Origin of the sequence: Variovorax sp. DAIF25 (genome assembly GCF_050711835.1) — a bacterium.
Lineage (GTDB): Bacteria > Pseudomonadota > Gammaproteobacteria > Burkholderiales > Burkholderiaceae_C > Variovorax.
Genome location: NZ_CP136636.1, coordinates 4326716 through 4352402 on the forward strand (window position 1 = coordinate 4326716; position 25687 = coordinate 4352402).

The 25687-nt window shown below is 70.0% G+C and carries 23 protein-coding genes; 8 read left to right on the forward strand and 15 right to left on the reverse strand.

All coding sequences use genetic code 11. The annotated features are described in order from the left end of the window. Positions 1-10 precede the first annotated feature (10 nt). A complete protein-coding gene (locus R0232_RS20065) occupies positions 11-316 on the forward strand; it encodes an NIPSNAP family protein (RefSeq protein ID WP_209545126.1) in 306 nt (101 codons plus the stop codon). 3 nt (positions 317-319) lie between these two features. Here the strand turns inward: R0232_RS20065 and R0232_RS20070 are convergent, their stop codons facing one another. Continuing rightward, positions 320-1051: an HAD family hydrolase gene (locus R0232_RS20070; protein ID WP_093344241.1), complete on the reverse strand. Its 732-nt coding sequence runs from the start codon at positions 1049-1051 to the stop codon at positions 320-322. A 15-nt stretch (positions 1052-1066) separates the two neighbouring features. On the opposite strand from R0232_RS20070, the gene hemH reads away from it, so the two are divergent. The 3 genes from hemH to R0232_RS20085 are packed head-to-tail and all read left to right on the forward strand — an operon-like array spanning position 1067 to position 4043. Then, positions 1067-2089 (forward strand): ferrochelatase, encoded by a 1023-nt coding sequence (gene hemH, locus R0232_RS20075; RefSeq protein WP_431509179.1) that lies wholly within the window; start codon positions 1067-1069, stop codon positions 2087-2089. Continuing rightward, entirely contained in the window at positions 2086-2934 is an 849-nt protein-coding gene (locus R0232_RS20080) for a class I SAM-dependent methyltransferase (protein ID WP_057594299.1), read from the forward strand. Before hemH ends, R0232_RS20080 begins: the two co-directional genes overlap by 4 nt. Further along, positions 2931-4043, forward strand: coding sequence for a hypothetical protein (locus R0232_RS20085; protein WP_208508140.1), 1113 nt, complete (start codon positions 2931-2933; stop codon positions 4041-4043). The genes R0232_RS20080 and R0232_RS20085 overlap by 4 nt, the downstream gene beginning before the upstream one ends. Positions 4044-4053: 10 nt before the next feature. Here R0232_RS20085 and R0232_RS20090 read toward each other — a convergent pair whose 3' ends face one another. The 13 genes from R0232_RS20090 to R0232_RS20150 form a co-directional block, all read right to left on the reverse strand. Then, a complete protein-coding gene (locus tag R0232_RS20090) occupies positions 4054-4617 on the reverse strand; it encodes a thioredoxin-like domain-containing protein (protein WP_431512912.1) in 564 nt (187 codons plus the stop codon). 153 nt (positions 4618-4770) lie between these two features. Continuing rightward, the gene (locus R0232_RS20095) at positions 4771-5277 is read right to left on the reverse strand and encodes a DUF1993 domain-containing protein (protein WP_093344245.1); all 507 of its coding nucleotides are present in this window, start codon (positions 5275-5277) and stop codon (positions 4771-4773) included. 67 nt (positions 5278-5344) lie between these two features. Continuing rightward, positions 5345-6235 carry an alpha/beta fold hydrolase gene (locus R0232_RS20100; protein ID WP_431509180.1) on the reverse strand — a complete coding sequence of 297 codons (891 nt, stop codon included), beginning with the start codon at positions 6233-6235 and terminating at the stop codon, positions 5345-5347. A gap of 21 nt (positions 6236-6256) precedes the next feature. Next, entirely contained in the window at positions 6257-7330 is a 1074-nt protein-coding gene (locus tag R0232_RS20105; protein WP_431509181.1) for a branched-chain amino acid ABC transporter permease, read from the reverse strand. Positions 7331-7340: 10 nt separating this feature from the next. Further along, entirely contained in the window at positions 7341-8321 is a 981-nt protein-coding gene (locus R0232_RS20110) for a branched-chain amino acid ABC transporter permease (RefSeq protein ID WP_209545137.1), read from the reverse strand. Further along, positions 8318-9043 (reverse strand): ABC transporter ATP-binding protein, encoded by a 726-nt coding sequence (locus R0232_RS20115; RefSeq protein ID WP_093344249.1) that lies wholly within the window; start codon positions 9041-9043, stop codon positions 8318-8320. Before R0232_RS20115 ends, R0232_RS20110 begins: the two co-directional genes overlap by 4 nt. A gap of 61 nt (positions 9044-9104) precedes the next feature. After that, complete coding sequence (locus tag R0232_RS20120; RefSeq protein WP_431509182.1) at positions 9105-9872, reverse strand: ABC transporter ATP-binding protein; 768 nt, start codon at positions 9870-9872, stop codon at positions 9105-9107. Positions 9873-9917: 45 nt separating this feature from the next. Next, on the reverse strand, positions 9918-11375 hold the full coding sequence (locus R0232_RS20125) for an extracellular catalytic domain type 2 short-chain-length polyhydroxyalkanoate depolymerase (RefSeq protein WP_431509183.1): 1458 nt from the start codon (positions 11373-11375) through the stop codon (positions 9918-9920). Between the two features lie 180 nt (positions 11376-11555). After that, entirely contained in the window at positions 11556-12743 is a 1188-nt protein-coding gene (locus R0232_RS20130; RefSeq protein WP_057594307.1) for a substrate-binding domain-containing protein, read from the reverse strand. 144 nt (positions 12744-12887) lie between these two features. Next, positions 12888-13163 (reverse strand): hypothetical protein, encoded by a 276-nt coding sequence (locus tag R0232_RS20135; protein ID WP_093344253.1) that lies wholly within the window; start codon positions 13161-13163, stop codon positions 12888-12890. Further along, positions 13160-13492 carry a hypothetical protein gene (locus tag R0232_RS20140; protein ID WP_057594309.1) on the reverse strand — a complete coding sequence of 111 codons (333 nt, stop codon included), beginning with the start codon at positions 13490-13492 and terminating at the stop codon, positions 13160-13162. Before R0232_RS20140 ends, R0232_RS20135 begins: the two co-directional genes overlap by 4 nt. A gap of 49 nt (positions 13493-13541) precedes the next feature. Continuing rightward, positions 13542-14651, reverse strand: a complete 1110-nt coding sequence (locus R0232_RS20145) for a DUF4272 domain-containing protein (protein ID WP_431509184.1) — start codon at positions 14649-14651, stop codon at positions 13542-13544. Between the two features lie 40 nt (positions 14652-14691). Next, positions 14692-16218 carry a sigma-54 interaction domain-containing protein gene (locus tag R0232_RS20150; protein ID WP_296781900.1) on the reverse strand — a complete coding sequence of 509 codons (1527 nt, stop codon included), beginning with the start codon at positions 16216-16218 and terminating at the stop codon, positions 14692-14694. A gap of 304 nt (positions 16219-16522) precedes the next feature. Between R0232_RS20150 and R0232_RS20155 the strand changes: the two genes are divergently transcribed. The 4 genes from R0232_RS20155 to R0232_RS20170 are packed head-to-tail and all read left to right on the forward strand — an operon-like array spanning position 16523 to position 23225. Then, complete coding sequence (locus tag R0232_RS20155) at positions 16523-17287, forward strand: CerR family C-terminal domain-containing protein (protein ID WP_431509185.1); 765 nt, start codon at positions 16523-16525, stop codon at positions 17285-17287. Next, on the forward strand, positions 17284-18894 hold the full coding sequence (locus R0232_RS20160) for an efflux transporter outer membrane subunit (protein ID WP_431509186.1): 1611 nt from the start codon (positions 17284-17286) through the stop codon (positions 18892-18894). The genes R0232_RS20155 and R0232_RS20160 overlap by 4 nt, the downstream gene beginning before the upstream one ends. Then, the gene (locus tag R0232_RS20165; RefSeq protein WP_431509187.1) at positions 18891-20099 is read left to right on the forward strand and encodes an efflux RND transporter periplasmic adaptor subunit; all 1209 of its coding nucleotides are present in this window, start codon (positions 18891-18893) and stop codon (positions 20097-20099) included. Before R0232_RS20160 ends, R0232_RS20165 begins: the two co-directional genes overlap by 4 nt. A 21-nt stretch (positions 20100-20120) precedes the next feature. Further along, positions 20121-23225, forward strand: coding sequence for an efflux RND transporter permease subunit (locus R0232_RS20170; protein ID WP_431509188.1), 3105 nt, complete (start codon positions 20121-20123; stop codon positions 23223-23225). Here R0232_RS20170 and R0232_RS20175 read toward each other — a convergent pair. Further along, the gene (locus R0232_RS20175; RefSeq protein WP_431509189.1) at positions 23222-25651 is read right to left on the reverse strand and encodes a TonB-dependent receptor; all 2430 of its coding nucleotides are present in this window, start codon (positions 25649-25651) and stop codon (positions 23222-23224) included. The genes R0232_RS20170 and R0232_RS20175 overlap by 4 nt on opposite strands. Between the last annotated feature and the right edge of the window lie 36 nt (positions 25652-25687).

A 25687-nucleotide genomic window follows, 5' to 3' on the forward strand; every position in this document is an offset into this window, starting at 1 on the left:
GTCACGCACCATGGTCACCTGCTACCTGCGCTACATCGTCGACCCCTACAAGCTCGAGGAGTTCGAGCACTACGGCAAGCTCTGGATCCCGCTGGTCGAGAAGTTCGGCGGCAAGCACCACGGCTACTTCCTGCCCTCGGAGGGCGTCAGCAACGTGGCGCTCGCGATGTTCAGCTTTCCCAGCCTCGCGGCCTACGAGCAGTACCGCGCCGACTCGATGCAGGACGCCGACTGCCAGGCCGCCTTCCGCTATGCCGAGGAAACGCGCTGCTTCCTCAGTTACGAGCGCAGCTTCTTCCGTCCGGTCTTCGCCTGAGGATCAGGCGCCGAGCGCCACGCACAGCGCGTGCAGGTTCGGCACGATCAGCTGCGGCCGTGCGCCATGCACCCAGGGCCGCTCGTCGCGCACCAGCCAGGCCGCCTGCATGCCGGCGTTGAGCGCGCCCACCACGTCGAGCTCGGCATCGTCGCCCACGTGCAGCACGTCCTTGGGCAGCAGGCCGACCGAGGCCGCGGCGGCGCGGAAGATCGGCGCATGCGGCTTGCCGCTGCCGAAGGCGCGTGCATTGAAGGCGGTGCGGAACCAGCGCGCCACGCCGGTCTTGTGGATGTCGGCATTGCCGTTCGACACCGCCACCAGCGGATAGCGTTCGCTGAGCCACTTGAGCGCGGGCAGCGCATCGTCGTAGAGCGTCACGCGCTGGCGTTCGGCGAAGAAGGCATCGAAGGCCGGATCGGCCAGCGCCGGGTCCTCGCCCGCACGGCGCAGCGCGGTGCGTATCGATTCGCGGCGCAGCGCGCTGAGGTCGTGCGCGAGGTCGGAGCGTTCCTTGGCGGTGGCTTCGCGCAGCTCGCGCAGCACGCCCGGCGTGACCAGCAAGGCGGCCGTCTTCGGCGCCTCGCGCAGCAGCCAGGCATGCAGCACGGCCTCCGCGCGTTCGATGGTCGGCCAGATCGGCCAGAGGGTGTCGTCGAGGTCGAGGGTGATGGCGCTGATGCGCTTGAGATCGAGCGGCGCGTTGCTCGCGGGGACCGTGGGGTCGGAAGTCATGCCCGAGAATATCGCATGCCTCCAAGTCCCTCGCTCACCCCCGGCAACGCCCCCCGCAGCACCGCCGTCCTCTGGTGCAACCTGGGTTCGCCCGATGCCCCCACTGCCAGCGCCGTGCGCAGCTATCTCGCGGACTTCCTCGGCGATCCGCGCGTGGTCGAGATCCCGCGCCTGCTCTGGCTGCCGATCCTGCACGGCATCATCCTGCGCGTGCGGCCCGCGAAGTCGGCCGCCAAGTACGCGAGCATCTGGCTGCCCGAGGGGTCGCCGCTCAAGGTCTGGAGCGAACGGCAGGCGCAGCGCCTGGGCGACACGCTGGGCCGGCGCGGCCACCGCGTGGCGGTGCGCGATGCGATGCGCTATGCCAACCCGTCGATCGGCGCGCGGCTCGATGCGCTGCAGGCCGAAGGCGTCGAGCGCGTGCTCGTGCTGCAGGGCTATCCGCAGTACTCGGCCACCACCACCGCGAGCGTGATCGATGCCGTCAACGACTGGAGCCGCGCGCAGCGCAGCGTGCCCGAGTTCCGCTTCGTCAACCAGTTCCACGACGACCCCGGCTACATCGAGGCGCTCGCACGGCGCATCGAGGCGCACTGGCAGGACCAGGGCCGCGGCGAGGTGCTGCTGCTGAGCTTCCACGGCATTCCCGCGCGCAACATCGAGCTCGGCGACCCCTACCAGTCGCAGTGCCTCGAAACCGCGCGCCTGCTCGCCGCGCGCCTGGGCCTCACGCCCGCGCAATACCGCGTGACCTTCCAGTCGCGCTTCGGCAAGGCCAAATGGCTCGAGCCCTACACCGAACCCACGCTGCGCGAACTCGGCGCCGCGGGCGTGAAGCGCGTCGACGTGGCCTGCCCGGGCTTCCCGGCCGACTGCCTCGAAACGCTCGAGGAGATCGCGATGGAAGGCCGCGAGGCCTTCCTGCATGCGGGCGGCCAGCAGTTCAGCTACATCCCCTGCCTCAATGACGGCCCGGCCTGGATCGACGCCCTCGCCGACATCGCCGAGCGCCATCTCGCGGGCTGGAGCACGCGATGAAGCCCGAGCTGCACGAGGCCAACCGCCTCTCGTGGAACGCCGCCACGCTCGCGCACAACAGCCACAAGGGCGACCAGGCGGCCTTCTTCCGCGACGGCGGCTCCACCCTGTTCCCCGAGGAAGCCGGCCTGCTCGGCGAGGTGAAGGGCCTGTCGGTGCTGCACCTGCAATGCAATGCCGGACAGGACAGCCTGAGCATCGCGCGCCTCGGCGCCGAGGTGACGGGCGTCGACATCTCCGACGAGGCCATCGACTTCGCTACCCGGCTCTCGCAGCAGTCGGGCATCGCGGCGCGCTTCGTCCGCTCGGACGTCTACGACTACTTCCGCGACGCGCAGGCACGCGGCGAGCGCCACGACATCGTGTTCTGCTCGTACGGCACGCTGTGCTGGCTCTCCGACATCGCGGCCTGGGCACGCGGCGTGGCGCAGCTGCTCGCGCCCGGCGGCCGCTTCGTCTTCGTCGAGTTCCATCCGTTCGCGCTGGTGTTCGACCCGGCCTGGAAGTTCCATTACGACTACTTCAACGACGCCCCCGTGCCCGAGGAAGGCGTGGGCGACTACGTGGCCGCATCGGGCGACGGCCTCGTGCGCGAAGGCTACGAGCGCGGCGTGGAGAACTTCAGCAACCCGCACCCGAGCTTCGAATTCACCTGGGGCCTGGGCCAGGTGACGACCGCGCTGTCGCAGGCCGGGCTGGTCATCGAGCGGCTCGACGAGTACCCGTACGCCAATGGCTGGAAGCCCTTCGAGGGCATGCGCGACATCGGCGGCCGCCGCATGGCGCCGCCCGAGGGCATGCCGCGCATTCCGCTGATGTATTCGATCCGCGCACGCAAGCCATGAGAAATCTTCGCGCCCGTTTCTTCTGGGGCCTGCTACTGCTGCCCTTCATGACTCCCCCCGCCTTCGCCGAGCTCGTCTTTATTTCCCCAGGTGTATGGGAAGGCACACTCGGCACCAAGGCCATCGTGGCCTGCTTCAACTTCGACTACCCGAGCGGGAGCTATTTCTACAAGCAGTACAAGACGCCAATTCAGCTGACGCGCAAAGAGCAAGACGGTCTGTGGCACGAGGCAAACGAAACAGGGCTGTGGTTACTCGATCCAGGCCAAGGCACCACGCTTTCCGGCACTTGGAGCAGCGTGAAGGATGCCCGTATCAAATTGCCGATCAGCCTCAACCTTGTCGACTCCTCCAAAAGTAAAAGAGCTTGCGGCAGCGAGAGTTACACGAGCCAGATCGAAGCCCCACCGAAGATCGAGATCGGCAAGAAGAAGGAATTCGCCCCCGGCCGCAGCTTCCGCCCGCTGCGCTTCGCGGGACAGGCAACCGTCGAACTCTTCGGCCCCGAACCCACGCTCGCGGCCATCAACCGGGAGCTTCGCAGCGACTTCGACACTGGCAAGGACGCGATCCAGGAGTATTTCGACAAGCGCCGCGAGTTTTTAGGCCGGGTCGGCGTGCCCGCAGAGGACGAGAACACCACCGAGCCCGAATACTGGACCTCGCAGTGGCTCAGCATCCGCAACTACACCTGGGCCGCGGGCACGGGCCGCTCCGGCATCTCCTGGTTCTATCGCACCTGGGACGTTCAGACCGGCAAGCAGGTCGACCTGTGGACATGGTTCGGCTCGCGCAAGGAGTCGTTGCGCGTCCCCGGAGCTGGCCCCGTCGTCGCCACCAGCGGCGGCTCGATGACGCCGAAGCTGCGCCGCTTCGTGTTCCGCCACGAGGGCATCGATCCCGGGAAGGCGGAGGAGAACTGCGAGTCCAATTACAAGGAAGACGCCTACTACGACCTCACACTGGAAGCCAAGGGCATGCGCTTCGCGCAGCCCGACTTCGGCGACGGCTGCGCGATCGAGATCGAAGTGCCCTACGCCGAACTCGGCCCGGTGCTCACGCCGGCGGGAAAGGCGGCGGTGCGGCGCATCCTCGAATCGGCGAAGTAGCGCTGCCGATTCAGGCCGGCTGCCTGCGCGCCAGCAGCGCCTCGATCGCGGCTTCCATCTCGGCGTATTCGCCCTCGCCGAAATGCCGCCGCATCACCTGCCCCTTGGCGTCGACCAGATAGAACGCGGGCCAGTACTGGTTGTCGTAGGCCTTCCAGGTGGTGAAGCCGTTGTCCTGCGCCACCGGGTAGCGGATGCCGAAGCGCTCGATCGCGTCCTGCACGTTGCGCGTCGACCTCTCGTAGGCGAACTCGGGCGAATGCACGCCCACCACCACGAAGCCCTGGTCCCGGTACTTCTCGTACCAGCGCACCACGTGCGGCAGCGTGCGGATGCAGTTGATGCAGGAGTAGGTCCAGAAATCGACCAGCACCACCTTGCCGGCCTGCCCCTGCAGGGTGAGCGGATCCGAGTTGAGCCACCGGTCGATGCCCGCGAACTCGGGGGCCTTGCCGTAGTCGCGCAGGCCCGGCGACACGGCCAGCGCGCTGCGCACCGGCCATCCGCCGCCCACGGCCGCCACGAACGCGGAAGCGCCGACGGCCAGCCCCGAGAACGCCCTTCTGGACAACATGTTCATGATCGCGAACCTCGCTCGAATGTCAGACCGACAGCGGTCAGGCGCGATTGTTCGCGGCACGCGCCGTGCGTGCGCAGGTGTCACGGCAATTTGAAGGTTGTCCCGGCGGCGTAAAGACCAGGGTCAGGGCCGCCGGCCTTCGCGGCCTCAGAACTTGCCGAGATAGTCCATCTTGCCCACGGGCACGCCGGCGTTGCGCAGCACGTCGTAGGCGGTGGTGGCGTGGAAGAAGAAGTTGGGCAGCGCGAACTGCAGCAGGTAGCGCTGCGCGGTGAAATGCACCTCGGTGCCGCGCGCGGTGATGACCACCGGGCGGTCCTCGTGGCCGTCGATCTGCGCGCGGTCCACGCCGAGCAGGAACTCCTCGGTCTTCGCGATGCGCACCAGCAGTTCGTCGTAGCTCTTCTCCTCGTCGGGGAAGCTGGGTGCGGTCACGCCCGCGATGCGCGCGGTGCCGAGCTTGCAGGCATCGCTCGCGCGCTGCACCTGGCCGGCCAGCGTGAGCATGTCGGGCGCGAGGCGCGCATCGACCAGGGTCGAGGGATCGATGCCGTTGGCCTGCGCATGGGCCAGGCCCTTGCCGAGCACGTGGCGAAGCTGGGCCAGCCCGCGGGTGAAGACCGGCACGGAAATGTCGTACATCGAAAGCGCCATGGTGCGAATGCCTCTGTGTGTTGCTGTGGGGTGATGACCGGCGGCGATTGTGGAGGCCGCCGTCCCCTCAGCGGCCGGCGGCGCGAATAAACCCTTCGATGCACTCCAGTTGTTCGGGCACGTTGAGCGCGGGCGCGTGGCCGCAACCCTGGATCTCGACGACTTCGAGCCGCCCCGCCGCGCCCGGGCCGCGATGCCGCATGGCCTCGACCACCTCGGGCAGCACCAGGTCGGACTCGGCGCCGCGCAGGCACAGCACCGGCGCCTCGATGGCGTCGTAGTGCGGCCAGATCAGGTAGTCGTCCTCGCGCGTGCTGAACTGGCGCACCATGGCCGGGTCGTAGTGCGGCGTGACGCGGCCGTCGGGCAGCCGGCGCGTCGAGGTCTCGGCGAGCCGGCGCCACTGGGCGTCGCTGAGCCAGCCGTAGGGCTTGTAGACCCCGCGGAAGAAGGTCTCGAGCTCGCTCACCGTGTCGAAGGCCGGCGGGTTGCCGGCATAGGCGCGGATGCGCTCGATCGCGGCCTGCGCGAGCTCGGGCGCGTTGTCGTTGAGCACCAGGCTCGCGATGCGCGCCTTCATGCGCGGCGCGAACAGGCCCGCGGCGCAGACGGTGCCGATCGCGCCGCCCATCGAGGTGCCGACCCAGTGCACGCGCTCGAGCTGCAGCTCGTCGCACAGTGCCTCGGCCAATTGCGCATAGAACGCGAGCCGGTACTCCTCGTCGGGCAGCGGGCTCCACTGGCTCAGGCCGCGGCCGATGGTGTCGGGGCAGATCACGCGGAAGCCGCGCGCGGCGAAGTGCTCGGCCAGCTCGTCCATGTCGCGGCCGGTGCGCGCCAGGCCGTGCCAGGCGATCAGCACCTGCGGATCGGGCTCGGCCGCGGGCCAGTCCAGCCAGTGGATCTCGCGGCCCGCGAGCCGTGCGTAGTGGGAGGAAGGAACGATGCGGGAAGTCATGGAGTCGCTCATCGCGCGGCCTCACGCGGCATTCGCGCGGCGGGCCCGCAGCTTGCCGACGATGCCGGTGGGGAAGTAATAGACGGACAGCACGAACAGCACGCCGAGCCACAGCAGCCAGCGGTCGGGCGACAGCAGCGCGGCCAGCCACGGCAGGCCGCTCGCGGCCTCGCTGCCCATGCGCAGCAGATCCTGCAGGTAGCTCTGCGCGACCACGAACAGCACGGCGCCGATGGCCGCGCCGTAGATCGTGCCCATGCCGCCGATCACCACGATCAGCAGCACGTCGACCATGATCTCGAAGCTCAGCGAGGTGTCAGGGCCGTTGTAGCGCAGCCAGATCGCGAGCATGGCGCCGGCCAGCGTGGCGAACAGCGCCGACAGCACCGCGGCCGTGGTGCGGTAGACCACCACGCGGTAGCCGATCGCCTCGGCGCGGAACTCGTTTTCACGGATCGCCTGCAGCACGCGGCCGAAGGGCGAATTCACGATGCGCAGCATCGCCAGCACCAGCACCACGGCGGCCACGAACAGCAGGTAGTAGCACAGCAGGCGCCCGTCGAGCGAGACGCCGAGGAAGGGCTCCTCCGCGAACTCGAAGCTCGGCGAGATCAGCTCGGGCAGCTTGAAGGTCAGGCCGTCCTCGCCGCCCGTGAAGTCCGACAGCTGCGAGGCCAGCGTCTGGAAGGCCGAGGCCACGGCCAGCGTGATCATCGCGAAGAAGATCGCGCGCACGCGCAGCGAGAACAGGCCGATGGCGAACGAGAGCACCAGCGAGACCGCGAGCGAGGCGCCCAGGCCCAGCAGCACCGCGCCCCAGTCGGGCCCGAGCCGCGAGGCCGAGATCGCGATGCCGTAGGCACCGATGCCGAAGAACATGGTGTGGGCGAAGCTCACGATGCCGGTGTAGCCCAGCAGCAGGTCGAAGCTCGCGACCAGCACCACGAACACCAGGATCTTGGCCGCGACGCTGAGCGCCTTCACGCCCGGGAACAGGAAGGGCGCGAAGGCCAGTGCGAGGAACAGCGCCACCAGCAGCACGGCCAGCAGGCGGCTCCGGGGCATGTCGTTGGAGAGGAGTCGTTTCAGGAACATGGCTCGGTCCTCAGCGGTTCGCCACCGGATACACGCCCTGCGGACGCCACAGCAGCACCGCCACCATCAGGAAGATGCTCGCGAACTGCGTGAGCGCGGGCAGCACGAAGCCGATGTAGTTGGTCATCAGGCCCACGAGCAGCGCGCCGAGCAGCGCGCCGCCGGTGGAGCCGAGGCCGCCGATGATGATGACGATGAAGATCAGCACGTTGACCTGCGCGCCCATCTGCGGCACCAGGTTCTGCTGGAACAGGCCCCACATCACGCCGCCCAGCCCGGCCAGCGCGCTGCCGACCACGAACACGCCGACGAACAGGCGGCCGATGCGGTAGCCGAGCGACTCGACCATCTCGCGGTCCTGCACGCCGGCGCGGATCAGGAGGCCGATCTTGGTGCGGCTCAGGGTCCAGGCCAGCAGGCCGAACACCACCACGCCCACCGCCACCGCGAGCAGCCGGTACTTGCTGATCGCCGCGTCGCCCACCAGCAGCGAACCGCGCAGCGCCTCGGGCAGCGGCAGCGGAACCTGCGCCGGACCCCAGATCACCTTGATCAGTTCCTCGCCGATGATCATGCCGCCCATCGTGATGAGGATCTGCTTCAGGTGCTGGCCGTAGACCGGCCGCACGATGAAGCGCTCGAAGGCCAGGCCGACCGCGCCGGCCACCGCCATCGCGACCAGCATGGCCGGGAAGACCGCCACCAGGTTGCGCCACAGTTCCTGCGAGCCGGTCCAGTCGCCCATCAGGCCGAGCACGCTGCTGGCCACGAAGGCGCCCAGCGCGATGAACACGCCGTGGCCGAAGTTCAGCACGTCCATCAGCCCGAACACCAGCGTGAGGCCCGAGGCGATGATGAAGATGATCATGCCCATCGCCAGGCCCGCGACCGTGAGCGTGAGCCAGGTCGAGAACGAGCCCGTGAGCGGCAGCGCGACCAGCGCGAGGACGGGCACCAGCAGCAGCGGCTTCCAGTCGAATTCGATTTTCATAGTGCCAATCCCAACAGCGACTGCTGCAGTTGCGCATCGGCCGCGAAGGCCGCCATCGAGCCGCTGTGCACCACGCGCCCGTTGTCCATCACCGCGACCGCATCGCCGAGGCGCAGCGCGAAGTTGATGTTCTGTTCCACCAGCAGGATCGTGACGCCGCTGCGCTTGAGCTCGTCGAAGGCGTCGATCATGTTGTTGATGATGGCCGGCGCGAGGCCCTTGCTGGGCTCGTCGACGATCAGCAGCTCGCGCGGCTCGACGATGGCGCGCGACACGGCCAGCATCTGCTTCTGGCCACCCGAGAGCTTGCCCGCGGGGTGGTTCCAGAACTTCTCGACCGCGGGGAACAGCTTGAAGATCCACGCGAGGCGCGTGTCGTCCATCTGCTGCGCGTTCTTCGCGCCGCGCGCGGCCAGCAGCATGTTCTCCTTCACCGTGAGGTCGGAGAAGATGCCCATGTTCTCGGGCACGTAGGCGATGCCCAGCTCGGCGATCTGCGGCGTGCGCAGGGCCGTGATGTCGCGCTCGCCGAAGCGCACCCTGCCCTGCGACGCATGCCACAGGCCCATGACGGTGCGCAGGGTGGTGGTCTTGCCCGCGCCGTTGCGGCCCAGCAGCATCGTGAGCTGGCCCTTGGGCACGGCGAGGTCGACGCCGTGCAGGATGTGATAGGCCCCGATGTGCGTGTGCACGCCCTCGAGGGTCAGCAGGTTGGTGCTCATTGAAATACCTTCGTGCTTCGCACTGCGGTGCGAGCTTGCTTGGGGCGGCCCGGCGCGGCGCTCATGCCGTGGCCTCCTTCGCGATGCCCAGGTAGGCTTCCTGCACCACCGGCGAGGCGATCACGGTGGCCGGATCGCCGTCGGCCACCAGCGTGCCGTTGTGCAGCACGATGATGCGGTCGGCGAGCTCGCGCACCACGTCCATCTTGTGCTCGACCAGCAGGATGGTCTTGCTGCGGTCCTGCTTGAGCTGGCGGATCAGGTCGAGGATCACGGGCGCCTCGGCCGCGTTCATGCCGGCCGTGGGCTCGTCGAACATGAAGACCTTGGGCTCGAGCGCCATCAGCAGCGCCACCTCGAGCTTGCGCTGGTCGCCGTGCGGCAGGCTGGCCACGGTGGCGTGCTCGCGCGACTTGAGGTTGGTCTGCGCCAGCAGCTCGTCGGCGCGCTCGGTCAGCGCCGCATGGTCGCTCCAGATGCTCCAGAGGTTGAGCCCGCGGCGGTGCGCGCCCTCGCGCGTGGCCTGCACCGCAAGGCGCACGTTCTCCAGCACCGTGAGGTTGGGGAACAGGTTGGTGAGCTGGAAGGCCCGCCCCAGCCCGGCGCGGGTGCGGGCCGACGGCGACAGCCCCGACAGCGGCTGGCCGTCGAGCGACACCGTGCCCGCGCTCGCCTTGAGCTGGCCCGAGATCAGGTTGAAGTAGGTGGTCTTGCCCGCGCCGTTCGGGCCGACGATGGCCGTCAGCGTGCCCGGCGCGAATGCGCAGCTCACGCCATTGACGGCCACGTGCCCGCCGAAGCGGATGGTCAGATCTCGGGTCTCAAGCATCGTTGGTCATTGCGAAAACGAAAAATCCAGGAAGGTCGACCGGCCTCAACAGCTGCCGATCACGTAGTAGTTGGGGCCGGTCTGCTTCAGCGTGGTGGTCACGTAGATGTTCCACAGGCCCATCGATTGCCCCGAGCCGTAGGCATAGGTCAGGCCCCACAGCGCATAGGCACGGCCGGCCACGGTGTGGGCGTAGTTGCTCGCGGTGAAGCAGGTGCCGCCGCCGCTGCCGCCGGTGGTGGTGCCGGTGGCGGCGGCCGACATCGCGCCTTCGGCATTGGCCGCGGTCAGGCCGGTCACGGTCCAGCTGTAGCTGGTCGAGGGTGCCAGGCCGGTGTCGGTGTAGCTGGTGCCGGCCACCGGCGAGGCGTTGACCTTGCTGCCGCCGCGGTAGACGTTGTAGCCGCTGGCGCCGACCACGGCGGTCCAGCCGATGACCATGCTGCTGCTGGTCGCGCCCGAGGTGCCCACGCCGGTGGGCGCGGGCAGCGCGCTGCCGCCCCCGCCGCCGGTCACGCGGTCGACCATGGCCTTGACGGCCGCCATCTGCGGACCGGACTTCTTGGCGTAGTTGACGCTGCCGTAGCCCCACCAGTCCCAGCAGCTGTTGGTGGCCGCGGTGCTGGTCTGCGGATAGACCAGCACGATGTTGTTGGTGTCGGCCCAGCGGTTGTAGCCGGTCTTCTTCACGTACTGGTCGCCCACGTCCGTGTAGTTCTGCTTGCAGCCGTGAAGCACCACGTGCACGCGGCAGCTGTTGCCGCTGCCGGCCGCGCAGGCCGCGGGCGTGTAGAGCCAGCCGGTGGCGGCCATGCCCGAGCCGCCCGAGAACTCGCCCTGGTTGAACTCGGTGAAGGTTCCGCCGAGCGTGCCGTTGTTGCGCGCGTTGAGCGGGCCGTAGAGGTGCGTGAGGATCTCGCCCGCGAGATCGAAGCCGCAGTTGTTGATGTAGGGCGAGGCCGTGGTGGCGCAGGCGCCGCCGTAGTCGTCGGTGACCATCGCATGGCCTGCGCCGAGGTTGTTCTTGTAGACCGTGTTGACCGCCGGCACGAAGCTCTGGTAGTAGGTCTTGAGGTCGTCCATCACCGGCTGCTTGACCGTGTTGTCGGAGGTGCCCGAGAACAGGTAGACCTTCGAGCCCGAGAGGTTCGACACCGGGTCGATCGCGCCGCTGGCGGCCCAGCTGTTGGTGGTGCTCACGAGCGTGGACACCGGGATGCTGCTCGCATGCGTCATGCAGCGGCCGGTGGCGTTGAGCACCGAGCCTTCGGCGCAGTAGTACGGGCCGCCGGCCACCACGCCGGCGCCGCGCTTGAAGGTGGCCGAATAGGCCACGTGCAGTTGCACCGCCATGAAGCCGCCGGCCGACAGGCCGGACACGCTGACCTCCGCCGGGTTCGCGCCGAGTGCCGGCAGCGGCACCGCCGCCGCCGCGCCCTGCGCGGCCACCGCCATGGCCGCGGCCATGGCCAATCTCTTCCAGTTCCAATTCATCGCTGGCATCGCTGTCTCCTTCCGTTATGGGTGTAAGAACGCTGCTTGGCTGATCGAGGACTCGGCCGTGGAGCGCGCCACCCGCGCGGACGCAGGCTGGCGCTTCGCCCGGCGGCCATCCGGGGCGAAAGAGAAAGAAAAAGGCGGGCGGCGCTCGGCGCCGCGTTCGGGTGGCGGGAAGCGCCGGACTCAGCGCTTGTTCTTGATCGGAATGTCCATCTCTTCGGGCTTGATCTCGTGCACCAGCTCCGGCACGCCCCAGGCGAAGGCCGGGTCGACCTTGATCTTGAAGTGGTACATCGACTGCATCGCCTGGTGGTCTTCCTTGCGGAAGGTCATCTTGCCCTTGGGCGTGTCGAAGCTCATGCCTTCCATGGTGCTGATGAGCTTGTTGGTGTTGGTGTCGCCGTTGGTCTTCTTGAGCGCCGTCACCACCGCCATCGCGGCCGAGAAGCCGCCGGCCGTGAAGAAGTCCGGCGGCGTCTTGAATTCCTTGTAGTGCGCCGCGACCATCGCCTCGTTCACCGGGTTCTTCGGAATGCCGAAGTAGTAGTAGGCCGCGCCTTCCATGCCCGGCAGCGCCTTGTAGGCCGCCATGGCCGGCAGGATGTTGCCGCCGGTGGCGATCTCGATGCCGTAGCGCTTGAGGTCGAGGTCGACGATCTTGAACGGGTTGCCCGCGCCGGCCCAGACGATCCAGATGATCTTGCGGCCCGGCTGGTCCTTGAGCTTGTCGATCAGGCGCTGGGCGCCGGCCGTGAAGTCGGTGGTGGCGGGCGGCAGGTACTCCTCGTGGACCAGCTTGGCCTTCTTGAGCGCGGCACCGAAGGCCTTCACGCCGTCGCGGCCGAAGGCGTTGTCCTGCGCCAGCGTGGCGACCGTCACGCCGGCCTTGTCGACGGCCACCGCGTTGGAGATCGCGTCCTGGCTCGAATTGCGGCCGGTGCGGAAGATGTACTTGTTCCACTTGTCGCCGGTGATCGAGTCGGCCACCGCGGGCTCGACCAGCAGGATCTTCTTGTACTCCTCGGCCACCGGCAGCATCGCCAGCGCCACGCCCGAGGCGGTCGGGCCGACGGCCAGCGCGGCCTTGTCGTCGGAATAGGCCGCGGCCAGCAGCGACTTGCCGAGGTCGGGCTTGCCCTGGTCGTCCTTCTCGATCACGACCAGCTTCTTGCCCGCGACGGTCATCGTGCCCTCGGTGGCGTAGTTCAGGCCCATCATGAAGCCGGTCTGCGTCTGCTTGCCGTAGGCCTCGAGCGCGCCGGTCTTGCTGTAGATGTGGGCGATGCGGATCTCCCCGGACTGGGCCCAGGCGGGTGCGGCGGCGGCGCAGGCGGCGAGCGCGGCCAGGGCGACGAGGTGGCGACGGTTCATTCGTTGTCTCCTGATAAAGATGACTGAATATTGCACACTTCGTGCCACGCGCTAAACCGTTGATAACAAAGGTTTCCCCATTCGGGAAAAGCGCGATTCGGCTGAATTCAGAACAGTTGTCGTGTCTGAATTTCAGTCGACTGTCTATTTTTCAGTCAGGGTTTTCGCGGAGGCCCGGCGCTCCTCGATCCATTGCCTGAACTGCCGCTCGGCCTGCAGCCGGAATTCGTTGCGCGCGTGGTTGCAGGCCGCATGGGCCAGCCGCCGGTGCTTGGGCGAGCGCACGCCGCCCAGCGTGGCGTCGACCAGGTGCTCGATGGTGGCCGATTCGGGCCGGCCATGCGGCTCCTCGAAGTCCATCGGCAGGCCGCACCAGTGGCAGTTGGGGCCGAAGGTGGAACGCAGGGCGCGGACGCTCACAGGCTGGCGTACTCGAGGATTTCCTGGCCCATCAGCGTGCAGTCCTTGCCCGCCACGTGATAGATCAGGCGCATGCGGTAGTTGCCCTTGTAGATCGAGCCCCAGACCTCGAGCACGCGGAACTGCTGCGCCTTGTTGGCGGGGTTGCGCAGCGGCGGCAGCTCCTTGACCTCGGAGCCGACGCGGATGCGATCGTCCTCGCCGAAATGGAACACCAGCAGCTTCTTCGCGCGCGCGACCGCCTCGTCGGCGCAGGGCGGCGCGGCCAGGGCGGCGCCGGCGCAGGCGCACGATGCGGCGAGGACGAGGGAGCGGATCGGTGTCTTCATGGAAGGCTCTGGTGGAAGGCAGGTTCGCAGGCAGGTGGAGGCCGGATTGTCAGGTGGGCGTGTCGACCTCGTCCCACTCGCGGTCCTCGAAGCGCACCAGCCAGTTCAAGGCGCGATGCCGCTCGGCGATCACGCCCGCATCGAGCTCCGGCGCCACGGGGACCTGCTGGAGCCCGGCCTGGCGTACGCGCCAGTGCAAGCGGTAATGCAGGTCGAGCCCATCGAGGATTTCGCCTTCGCCGCGCATGCGCAGCGAACGCAGCGCGCCCGGCAGGTCGCGGGCTTCCAGCATCGTGCGTGCGGCGAGCGGCACGTCGCAGATCGCGCCGGGAAAGGGCAACGCATCGACCAGGCCCATCGCCCACTCGAGCAGATACAGGCACTCGTAGCGCCAGCCGAACTGGACGACATCGGACGCCAGCGGTTCGGGGTCCGAGAGGAAAGCCTGCTCCGCCGGCGTGAGATGCGCCCGTGCCGAGGGCAGCCGTTCGAACAGGTCCTCGGGCGCCAGCGGCTCCTTGCTCGCGAGGGACTCGGCCCGCGCCGATACCGCCAGCAGCGCGAAGGCCCGGCCCGCGATCTCCTGCGGCGTGCGCAACCGCAGCTCGGGCTCGCAGACCAGCGGCGGCAGGTGCCGCGGGACCTCGATGCCCCGCGCCGCGAGCGCTGCCTCGGTGCGCGCCTTGCGCTCCCAGGCCTCGGCCGGATAGGGCAGCGCGGCTTCGCCATCGGGCTCCTCGCCCGCCGCCGACAAGAGGATGCGCCCCCGGGGATCGCGGATGCTGCCGTCGGGCAGGAACACGATCGCGTTCGCGCGCACGGCCCAGTCCGAGAACGCATCGAGCAGGCCCTCGTCGAGCGACAGGCTCAGGTGCTGGCGCACGCGCTGGACATGACGCATCACGTGATAGCGGTTGCGCGACATCGTGCCGTCGCCGCGGCTCAGCACGTAGCCGACGAAGCCGGCCAGGTGGGGCGCGAGTTCGGGGTCCGACAGATCGCGGCGACCCTGCAGGGCATGGGGGAACTCGAGCGCCGGTACATCGGCGCGCGTGCAGTAGGCGTTGACCAGGACCCGCTCGCCCTGCCCGGCCTCCTCGGCGCGGCTTGGCGCCGGCCGGCCCAGCGCCCCCTTCAATCGCGTCAACAAGCCCTTCATCGATGCTCTCCTCCTTCGTGGTCCGCGCTCGGCGCGCAGGTCAATCCGCCTGGTTCGTCATGCGCTCGTACAAGGTCGCCCGCGAGATGCCCAGCAGGCGCGAGGTCGCGAGCTTGTTCCCCCCGGTCGCCGCCAGCGCCGCGCCGATCGCGCGGCGCTCGAGCTCGGCCACCTGCTGCGCGAGCGGCCGCAGCAGCGCGGCCTCCTCGTCGGCATCGTGGGCGTCGCGCAGCGCGGCGGGCTGCGCGATCTGCTCGAGGCCGGCTTCGCGCAGGATGCGCTCGAGCTGCGCCGCGTCGATGCGCTGCGAGTCGCTGCGCATGGTCACCTGCTCGAGCACGTTGCGCAGCTCGCGGATGTTGCCGCGCCAGTGCTGGCCGGCCAGCAGCGCGAGCGCGTCGGGCGTGAGCTCGGGCGGGGCCTCGCCGCTGCGCAGCGCCATGTCCTCGCCGAGCGCCTCGACCAGCGCCGGGATGTCGGAGCGCCGTTCGCGCAGCGGCGGCACGCGCAGCGGCAGCACGTTGAGGCGGTAGTAGAGGTCCTCGCGGAACTGGCCGCGGCGCACCAGCTCTGGCAGGTCGCGCGAGGTGGCAGCGATCACGCGCGCATCGAAGGGAATCAGCTTGTTCGAACCGAGCGGCTCGATCTCCCCTTCCTGCAGCGCGCGCAGCAGCTTGGCCTGCAGGCCCAGCGGCATGTCGCCGATCTCGTCGAGGAACAGGCTGCCGCCGTCGGCCAGCTTGAACTTGCCCTCGCGCCCGCGCTTGTCGGCGCCGGTGAAGGCGCCCGGCGCGACGCCGAAGAACTCGGCCTCGAGCAGGGTGTCGGGCACGGCCGCGATGTTGAGGCTCACGAACTGGCCCCTGGCGCGCGCCGAGGCCGCATGGATCGCATGCGCGAGCAGCTCCTTGCCGGTGCCGGTCTCGCCGAGCAGCAGCACCGGGCTCGCCGACTGCGCCGCGCGGCGCGCATGGCGCTTGACCTCGACCGCGGCCGGGCTGCTGCCGATGAAGCTCGCGAAGGTGTACTTGGAGCGCCGCTGGCCCTCGGCCGCCTGCTGGTAGAGCGGGTTGTTGCGCTGGCTCGCGAGCTCGCGCCGCGCATCGTCGAGGTCGCGCTGCAGCAGCGCGAACTTGCTGATCAGCGGCTGCAGGGTGGTCTCGGGCTGGTCGAACAGCACGATGCCGATGGCGCCGATCACCTCGCCCGCGCCGTCGGCACGCTCCTCGCGCAGCGGGATGCGGCTCACGACGAAGGTGCCGGCCTTGTTGGTCAAGAGGTCGATCAGGATCGGCTCGCCGCTCTCGAGCACGCGGCGCATCTGGGTGTTGGGGATCACGTCCTCCACCATGTGGCCGAGGAACTGGTCGATCGACGAGAAGCCCAGCGCGGGCAGGAAGCGCCGGTAGCCCTCGTTGACCCAGACGATGCGCCCGCTGCGGTCGACCAGGAACATGCCCTGGCTCATGCGCGAGAACAGGTGGAACATGGAACGCGCGGCCAGCGCGAGGATGCCGTCGGCATCGAGCGGCAGGGCGGAGGGCGCGGCGGCGGTGGAGGCAGGCATGCGCGGATCGTAGCCTGCATCAATCCGCAACAAATCCGGCATCGCCGGCCGGCGCGGCCGGGTCAGAATGCACGGGCGCGCGAGCCGGCACCGCGATCGACAACCACACCAAGAACAGGGTGCCGCCGCCAGGCAGCGATGGAGCCCCTCCCCCGCCACCCACGCGCCCCGCCAGAACGCTCCGCCCCGCTCCCGATCGCCCACCGGCCCCCGTTGCACCTTGTCTTCAGGAGCCCTTCAGCATCGCCTCAGGCGAGGCTAAGTTAATCAATCGTTTGATTTTCGGCATGGTGTAATCGCCCGCATGAAGTCCACGGCCCCTACCTCGACGCTGCCGGCGCGCAAGACCGCCGCCGCTCCGCGCGCGCCGCGCAGCGACGGCGCCGAGGCGCGCCAGCGGCTGCTCTACACCGCGCTGCGGCTGTTCGCGCAGAAGGGCTTCGCCAAGACCTCCACGCGCGAGATCGTGCGCGAGGCCGGGGTCAACATCTCGGCCATCAGCTACTACTTCGGCGACAAGGCCGGCCTCTACGCCGCCACCTTCAGCGAGCCCATGGGCGGCAACGCGGGCGACTTCGTGGCGCTCTACGCCGCGCCCGGCCTCTCGCTCGAGGAATCGCTGCGCATCTTCTTCGCCAAGATGGTCGAGCCCTTCGACCAGGGCGAGGTGGTGCGCCAGTGCATCCACCTGCACATGCGCGAGATGCTCGAGCCCACCAGCCTGTGGGCCAAGGAGCTCGAGCGCGACATCAAGGACCCGCACCGCGCCATCGCGGCGATGCTGTGCCGCCATCTCGGCGTGGCGCGCGCCGACGACGACATCCACCGGCTGACCTTCGCGATCACGGGCCTCGCGATGCAGCTGTTCGTGAGCCAGGACGTGATCGAGGCGATCCGTCCCGCGCTGCTGCGCACGCCGCGCGCCGTCGACACCTGGGCCCGGCGCCTCGCCGGCTATGCGGTGGCGCTGGTCGAGGCCGAGGCGCAGCGCCGCGCCGCCGAACCGGGGCCGCCCGCGCGCACGCAGGCGCCCCGCCCTCCATCCCGCTCCGGGAGAAAGACAGCATGAGACGAGCTCCACGACCGATCGCCATCCTCTGCCTCAAGGCAGGCCTCGGGCTCGGCCTGGCCACCGGCCTCGCCGGCTGCGGCCTGACCCGCCCGCCCGCCGCGGTCGGCGCGCCCGCCCCCGCGCAATGGCATGCGCCGCTGCCGCATGGCGGCTCGCTGGCCCAGCTGGCCGAATGGTGGCGCCAGCTCGACGATCCCTTGCTGGTCGACCTGATCGCGGCCGCCGAGGGCGCGAGCCCCAACGTGGCGAGCGCCGCGGCGCGGCTGGCCGAGGCGCGCTCGACCCGCGTGCAGGCCGGCGCCGCGCTGCTGCCCAGCCTCGATGCCACGGGCTCGGCGAGCCGGGGCACCGCGGGGCTCACGGGCGGCACGCCATCGGGAAGCAGCGGTGGCGCGAGCTCGGGCTCGGGCTCGGGCTCGGGCAGCACCTCGGCCACCACGCCGATCACCACGCTGCAGGCCGGCCTGCAGACCAAGTGGGAGATCGACCTGTTCGGCCGCCTGCGCGCCGACCGCGACGCGGCCGTGCAGCGCGAGCGCAGCGCCGATGCCAAGTGGCACGAGGCGCGCGTGTCGGTCGCGGCCGAGACCGCCAACGCCTATTTCGCCGAGCGCGCCTGCCAGCAGCAGCTGCGCGTGGCCGAATCCGACACCCGCTCGCGCGGCGAGACCGCGCGCCTGACCGACCTCTCGATGCGCGCCGGCTTCACCGCGCCGGCCGACGCCGCGCTCGCACGCGCCAGCGCCTCCGACGCCTCGGGCCGGCTGACGCAGCAGCGCGCCCAGTGCGCCGTGCAGCGCAAGGCGCTGGTGGCGCTCACGGGCATTGCCGAGACCGAGCTCGAGACCCGGCTCGCGGCCGCGCCCGCGCAGCGCGCGCTGCCGGCCGTGGGCCGCATCGACAGCGTGCCGGCCAACGCCATCGCCCAGCGGCCCGACGTCTACGCGGCCGAGCTCGGCGTGGCGGCCGCCAGCGCCGAGGTGGGCTCGGCCGAGGCCGAGCGTTATCCCCGGCTCACCATCTCCGGCAACATCGGCCGCACGGGCTTTCGCGTCAGCGGCTTCCGCGAATCGATCGAGACCTGGACCGTCGGCCCGGTGGCGCTCACCGTGCCGCTGCTCGACGGCGGCGCGCGCGCGGCCAATGCCGAGGCGGCCAAGGCGCGCTACACAGAAGCCGTCTCGCTCTACCGCGCCAACGTGCGCCAGGCGGTGCGCGAGGTCGAGGAGGCGCTGGTCAACCTCGACGCCACCGATGCGCGCACCGGCGACGCCGACGCCGCGGTGCAGAACTACCAGGCCTCGTTCAATGCCACGCAGGCGCGCTTCGACAGCGGCCTGGCGAGCCTGTTCGAGCTCGAGGATTCGCGCCGCACGCTGTTCAGCGCGCAGACCGCGCGCGTCTCGCTGCAGCGCGAGCGCGCCGAGGCCTGGGTCGCGCTGTACCGCTCCATGGGCGGCGGCTGGGCCCGCCCGGGCACCGCGGCAGCCGCCGCCGAAGCCGCGCCGAAGCGCGTCCCCGTGACCATCATCACCACGCCGGGCCGCACCCTCACCATCTACCGCTCCTCCACCCCGGCCGCCAAGGTCGCGACGTCGCCATGAAAAGCCCCTCCCGCTCCACCCTCATCGTCGTCCTGGTCGTCGTCGCCGCCGTCGCCGCGGCGCTGTTCCTGTTCGGCCGCAGCAAGCCCGCCGACGCACCGGCGCAGCAAGGTCAGCAGGCGCCCGCCAAAGATGGCAAGGCCGCGCCGTCGCGCCCCGTGCTCACGGTCACCATCGGCCAGCCCGAGACCACCGAGCTCGCGGTGACGCTCGCGGCCAACGGCAACGTCGCGGCCTGGCAGGAGGCCAGCGTCGGTTCCGAATCGAACGGGCTGCGGCTGGCCGAGGTGCGCGTCAACGTCGGCGACCTGGTGAAGAAGGGCCAGGTGCTCGCCACCTTCTCGCCCGAGACGGTGCAGGCCGACATCGCGCAGGCCAAGGCCTCGCTGGCCGAGGCCCGCGCCACTGCGGCCGACGCGGCCGGCAACGCGGCGCGCGCGCGCACCCTGCAGGCCACGGGCGCGCTGAGCCAGCAGCAGATCAACCAGTACCAGACCAGCGAGCAGACCGCGAAGGCGCGCGTCGAGGCCGCCGAGGCGGTGCTGGCGGCGCAGCAGGTGCGCGGCCGCAACACGCAGGTGCTGGCGCCCGACGACGGCGTGATCTCCGCGCGCAGCGCCACCGTGGGCAGCGTGGTGTCGGCCGGCACCGAGCTGTTCCGGCTGATCCGCCAGGGCCGGCTCGAATGGCGCGCCGAGGTCACCTCGGCCGAGATCGCGCGCATCGCGCTCGGCACGCCGGTGTTCGTGGTGGGCGCCAGCGGCGCGCAGGTGCAGGGCAAGGTGCGCAGCATCGCGCCCACGGTCGATCCGCAGACGCGCGCGGCGCTGGTCTACGTCGACCTGCCGCCGGTGCAGCAGAACACCGGCATCAAGGCCGGCATGTTCGCGCGCGGCGACTTCGAGCTCGGCCGCAGCAGCGCGCCCACGGTGCCGCAGAGCGCGATCGTGCCGCGCGACGGCTTCAACAACCTGTTCCTGCTGAAGGAGGACAACCGCGTCTCGCAGCTCAAGGTGCAGACCGGCCGCCGCGCCGGCGACCGCGTGGAGATCACGAGCGCGCTGCCGCAAGGTGCGCGCATGGTGGTCCAGGGCGCGGGCTTCCTCAACGACGGCGACCTGGTGAAGGTGGTCGATGCGCCGGCGCGCTCCCCGGCCGCCGCGGCATCGGCCCCGGCCGCGCCATCCGCCGGCAACGGCAAGTAAGCCAGCCCCGGAGAAACCGCCATGAACGTTTCCGCCTGGTCCATCCGCAACCCCATCGCGGCGGTGATGCTGTTCGTGCTGCTCACCTTCGGCGGGCTGCTGTCCTTCAACGCGATGAAGGTGCAGAACTTCCCCGACATCGACCTGCCGACCGTCACCGTCTCGGCCTCGCTGCCGGGCGCCGCGCCCTCGCAGCTCGAGAACGACGTCGCGCGCAAGATCGAGAACTCGATCGCCACCGTGCAGGGCCTCAAGCACATCACGACCAAGGTGCAGGACGGCGCGGTCACGCTGATCGTCGAGTTCCGGCTCGAGAAGCCGGTGCAGGAGGCCGTGGACGACGTGCGCTCGGCGGTGCAGAAGGTGCGCGCCGACCTGCCGGCCGACCTGCGCGACCCGGTCATCACCAAGCTCGACTTCGCGGCCCAGCCGGTGCTGGCCTTCACCATCGCCTCGAGCCACATGGACGCCGAGGCGCTGTCGTGGTTCGTCGACAACGACGTGAGCAAGAAGCTGCTGGCGCAGCCCGGCGTGGGCGCGGTCGCGCGCGTGGGCGGCGTCACGCGCCAGGTGCACGTGGACATCGATCCCAACAAGCTGCAGGCGCTCGGCGCCACCGCCGCCGACATCTCGCGCCAGCTGCGCCAGGTGCAGGTGGAGAGCGCGGGCGGCCGCTTCGACCTCTCGGGCAGCGAGCAGCCGGTGCGCACGCTCGCCACCGTGACCTCGGCCGACCAGCTCAACGCGATGCAGATCGCGCTGTCGGACGGCCGGCGCGTGCGCCTCGACCAGGTGGCGCGCATCAGCGACACCATCGCCGAGCCGCGCGCGGCCGCGCTGCTCGACGGCAAGCCGGTGGTGGGCTTCGAGGTGGCGCGCAGCCGCGGCGCCAGCGAGGTGGAAGTGGGCGCGCTGGTGCACAAGGCGCTCGACGACCTCAAGGCCCAGCATCCCGACATCGAGCTCACCGAGGCCTTCAACTTCGTGGAGCCGGTGCAGGAGGAATACGACGGCTCGCTGCACCTGCTGTACGAGGGCGCCATCCTCGCGGTGCTGGTGGTGTGGCTGTTCCTGCGCGACCTGCGCGCCACCTTCGTCTCGGCCGTGGCGCTGCCGATGTCGGCCATTCCGGCCTTCATCGGCATGCACCTGCTGGGCTTCTCGATCAACGTGGTGTCGCTGCTGGCGCTGTCGCTGGTGATCGGCATCCTGGTCGACGACGCGATCGTGGAGGTCGAGAACATCGTGCGCCACCTGCGCATGGGCAAGTCGCCCTACGACGCGGCGATGGAGGCGGCCGACGAGATCGGGCTGGCGGTGATCGCCACCACCTTCACGCTGATCGCGGTGTTCCTGCCCACGGCCTTCATGAGCGGCGTGGCCGGCAAGTTCTTCAAGCAGTTCGGCTGGACCGCCTCGCTCGCGGTGTTCGCCTCGCTGGTGGTGGCGCGGGTGCTCACGCCGATGATGGCGGCCTACCTGCTCAAGCCCATCGTCGACCAGGAGAAGGAGCCACGCTGGCTGTCGGTCTACATGCGCTGGGTCACCTGGTGCATGACGCACCGCTTCAAGACCATGGTGCTGGCCACGCTGTTCTTCTTCGGCTCGCTGGCGATGATCCCGCTGCTCAAGACCGGCTTCATCCCGCCCGACGACAACTCGCAGACCCAGGTCTACCTGTCGCTCGCGCCCGGCGCCACGCTGGCGCAGACGCAGGCCACGGCCGAGGAGACGCGCAACCGGCTGATGAAGATCCGCCATGTGCGCAGCGTCTACACCACCGTGGGCGGCGGCAGCGCGGGCGGCGATCCGTTCGCGAACTTCGGCACGCCCGAGACGCGCAAGGCCACGCTGACGGTGAAGCTCGATCCGCGCGGCGACCGGCCGCGCAAGCAGGTGATCGAGAACGAGATCCGCCGCGCCCTCGAGACCCTGCCCGGCGTGCGCAGCACGGTGGGCCTGGGCGGCTCGGGCGAGAAGTACATCCTCTCGCTGTCGGGCGACGACCCGGCCACGCTGGTGGGCGCCGCGCGCGACGTGGAGCGCGACCTGCGCACCATCGCCGGCCTGGGCAACATCACCTCCACGGCCAGCCTGATCCGGCCCGAGATCGCCGTGCGCCCCGACTTCGCGCGCGCCGCCGACCTGGGCGTGACCAGCAGCGCCATTGCCGAGACGCTGCGCGTGGCCACCCTGGGCGACTACGACCAGTCGCTGCCCAAGCTCAACCTCGCGCAGCGCCAGGTGCCGATCCTGGTGAAGCTCGAGGACAGCGCGCGGCAGGACCTGGCGTTGCTCGAACGCCTGACCGTGCCCGGCAGCCGCGGCCCGGTGATGCTGGGCCAGGTGGCGCAGCTCACGGTCGAGGGCGGCCCGGCCGTGATCGACCGCTACGACCGCTCGCGCAACGTCAACTTCGAGATCGAGCTCTCCTCGGTCGGCCTGGGCGACGCCAAGAACGCCGCGATGGCCCTGCCCTCGATCCGCAACCTGCCGCCGGGCGTGCGCGTGACCGAGGTCGGCGACGCCGAGGTGATGACCGAGCTGTTCAACAGCTTCGGCCTGGCGATGCTGACCGGCGTGCTGTGCATCTACATCGTGCTGGTGCTGCTGTTCAAGGACTTCCTGCACCCGGTGACTATCCTGTGCGCGCTGCCGCTCGCGCTGGGCGGCGCCTTCGTCGGCCTGCTGCTGGGGCAGAAGGCGCTGTCGATGCCCTCGCTGATCGGCCTGATCATGCTGATGGGCATCGCGACCAAGAACTCGATCCTGCTGGTGGAGTACGCGATCGTGGCGCGCCGCGACCATGGCATGAACCGCTGGGAGGCGCTGCTCGACGCCTGCCACAAGCGCGCGCGGCCGATCATCATGACCACCCTGGCCATGGGTGCCGGCATGGCGCCGATCGCCTTCGGCTGGAGCGCCGCCGACTCGAGCTTCCGCTCGCCGATGGCGATGGCGGTGATCGGCGGGCTGATCACCTCGACGGTGCTGAGCCTGCTGGTGGTGCCGGCGGTGTTCACCTACGTCGACGACATCGAGCACTGGATCCGGCGCACGGTGCGCAGGCTGCGCGGGCAGCCGCCGGATCCGCACATCGACGACGACCTGGCGAAGGCCCCCTAGAAGTCGAAGCTGGCCTGCACCTGCCAGGTCCGCGGCGGCGCCACCGAGATGAAGTTGCGCCCCGCGATGGTCCAGTAGTTGTCGTCGAGCAGGTTCGAGATGCCGGCGCGCAGCGTGGTGGCCACGCCGTTCACGCGCGTGGCGTAGCGCGCGCCGATGTCGATGCGCTTCCACGAGGGCACGCGCTGCGTGTTGGCGAGGTCGACCCAGGCGCTGTCGGTGTAGATGTAGCGGCCGGTCAGCGTGAGGCCGGGCATGGCCGGCACGTCGTACTCCAGGCCGAGATTGGCGGTGAACTCGGGCACGCCGATGGCCTTCCTGCCGTCGCTCGCGCCGCCCGCGGTCTTCGACATGCGCGCGTCGATCCAGGCCACGCCGCCCAGCAGGCGCAGGCCCTTGCCGATCTCGCCGAAGCTCTCGATCTCCACGCCCTTGTTGCGCTGCAGGCCGGCGGCGCGGAAGAAGTTGTCGCTGTCGACGAAGGCCGTGGCCTTGCGGATGTCGAAGTACGCGACGGTGAGGCCATGGCTGCCGCGGTCCCACTTGAGGCCGAACTCGTGCTGGCGCGACAGGTAGGGCGCGAGCTGCTCGCCCGCGTTGCGCGCACCGGCCGGCGCCACCGCGCCCTGGGCCAGCGACTCGGCGTAGTTGCCGTAGACCGAGATACCGTGGTCGAACCTGTAGAGCGCGGCCACCGTGGGCGTGGTCTTCGACTGGTCGTAGGGCAGCTTCTTGATGCGCTGGTGGCGCGCGCCCAGCGTGACGAACAGGCGGTCGTCGAAGGCCGAGATGGTGTCGGCCACCGCGAGGCTGTCGAGGTCTAGCGCCGGGCTGTCGACGCCCTGCACCACCGGCACGCCGAAGGCGAAGGGATTCGGCACCAGTTTCGGCGTGTAGATGCTGCCGACCACGCGCTGGGGCAGCGGCAGCGACTGCGAACGCATGTCGAGCAGTTGCTGGCGCTGCGACACGGCGCTGAGCGCGAGCTTGTGCTTCGTCGCCCCGAGCGAGAAGCTGCCGCGCACGCCGACATCGGCCACCTGGTTGGACTGCGTCCACAGCAGGCTCGAGGCGCTGCTGTAGTTGACCTGGCCCAGGCCGTTGATGGTGGTTTGGTCGATGTAGCGGCGCTCGGGCGCGGTCTCGCGCAGCTTGCCGAAGCGCGCGTAGGCGGTCCAGTTGTCCGCGAAGTCCCACTCGGTGCTCAGCAGCGCGAAGGGCTGGCGCACCTCGAGCATCTCCCACGAGGGCTTGGGATGCACCTTGGGATCGGGCGGCGGCGGCAGCGCGGCGCCGGCCTGCAGCAACCAGTGGTTGAACAGCGGCGACGAGGTGCGCCGCGTATAGCCGGCATCGAGTACGGCGCGGAAGCGGTCGCCGCGGTAGTCGAGCGCGATCTGCGCCGCGGCCAGGCGCCGGTCGGCGCCGTCGTAGACCCGGCCGTCCTCGGCACTGAGGTTGATGCGCGCGCCGAACTGGTGGTCGGCGCCGAAGCGCTGGCCCAGGTCGACATGGGTGCCGAGCAACGAGCGCTGGTTGGCCGACAGCGTGATCGAGCGCACCGGCGTGTCGGTGGCGCGCTTGGGCACCAGGTTGAAGCTGCCGCCGGTGGTGCTGCCGTAGCCCGAGGCGCCGACCAGCCCGGCCGCCGGCCCCTTGAGCACCTCGAGGCGCTCGTAGTGCTGGATCGGGATGTTGCTGTACGCGAACAGGCCCTCGAGGCCATCGAACAGGTAGGCGTCGCTGTTGGTGAGGAAGCCGCGGATCGAGCTCTGGTCGAGCGGCGAGGTGGCCGACAGGCTGGTGCGGATCGAGGGATCGTTGGCCACCATGTCGTTGACGTTGCGCGCGCCCTGGTTGCGGATCAGCTCGGCCGTGTAGGCCTTGGTGCTGAACGGCGTCTCGAAGATGTCGGCCGTGCCCAGCATGCCGAGCCGGCCGCCGCGCGCCACCTGCCCGCCCGCGTAGGGCGCCGCGAGCACTTCGGCCGCGGGGCCGGCGGCCGTGACGGTCACCGGCGCCAGTGCCGCGCCGCCGGCGCCGGGGACCACGGGTGCGCGCGCCTCCACCCGGCGCAGCGAGAAGCCGCCGCCCTGGCGCGGCACGGCCTCGAGCGCGCTGCCGGCCAGCAGCGCGGCCAGTCCGCTCGCGATGCCGTGGCGGCCCTCGAGCCCGCGCGTGACGGCGCCCGCGACCAGCGCCGGGTCGTAGCTGAGGTTGACGCCCGCGCTGCGCGCGAAGCGGTCGAGCGCGGCATCGAGCGGGCCGGCGGGCACGCTGAAACTGCGGATCTCGTCGGGCGCCTGCGCGTGCGCCGCCTCGGGCAGCGCGGCGGCGGCGAACACGGCCAGGGCCAGCGCGGCATGCAGCGCCGTGTGCAGCGCGAAGGTCGGCGCGCCGGCGGCGCGGAATCGGGAAAGGCTCATGGGTCAGGACAGGCTCGAAGGATGGAAGGCGCTCGT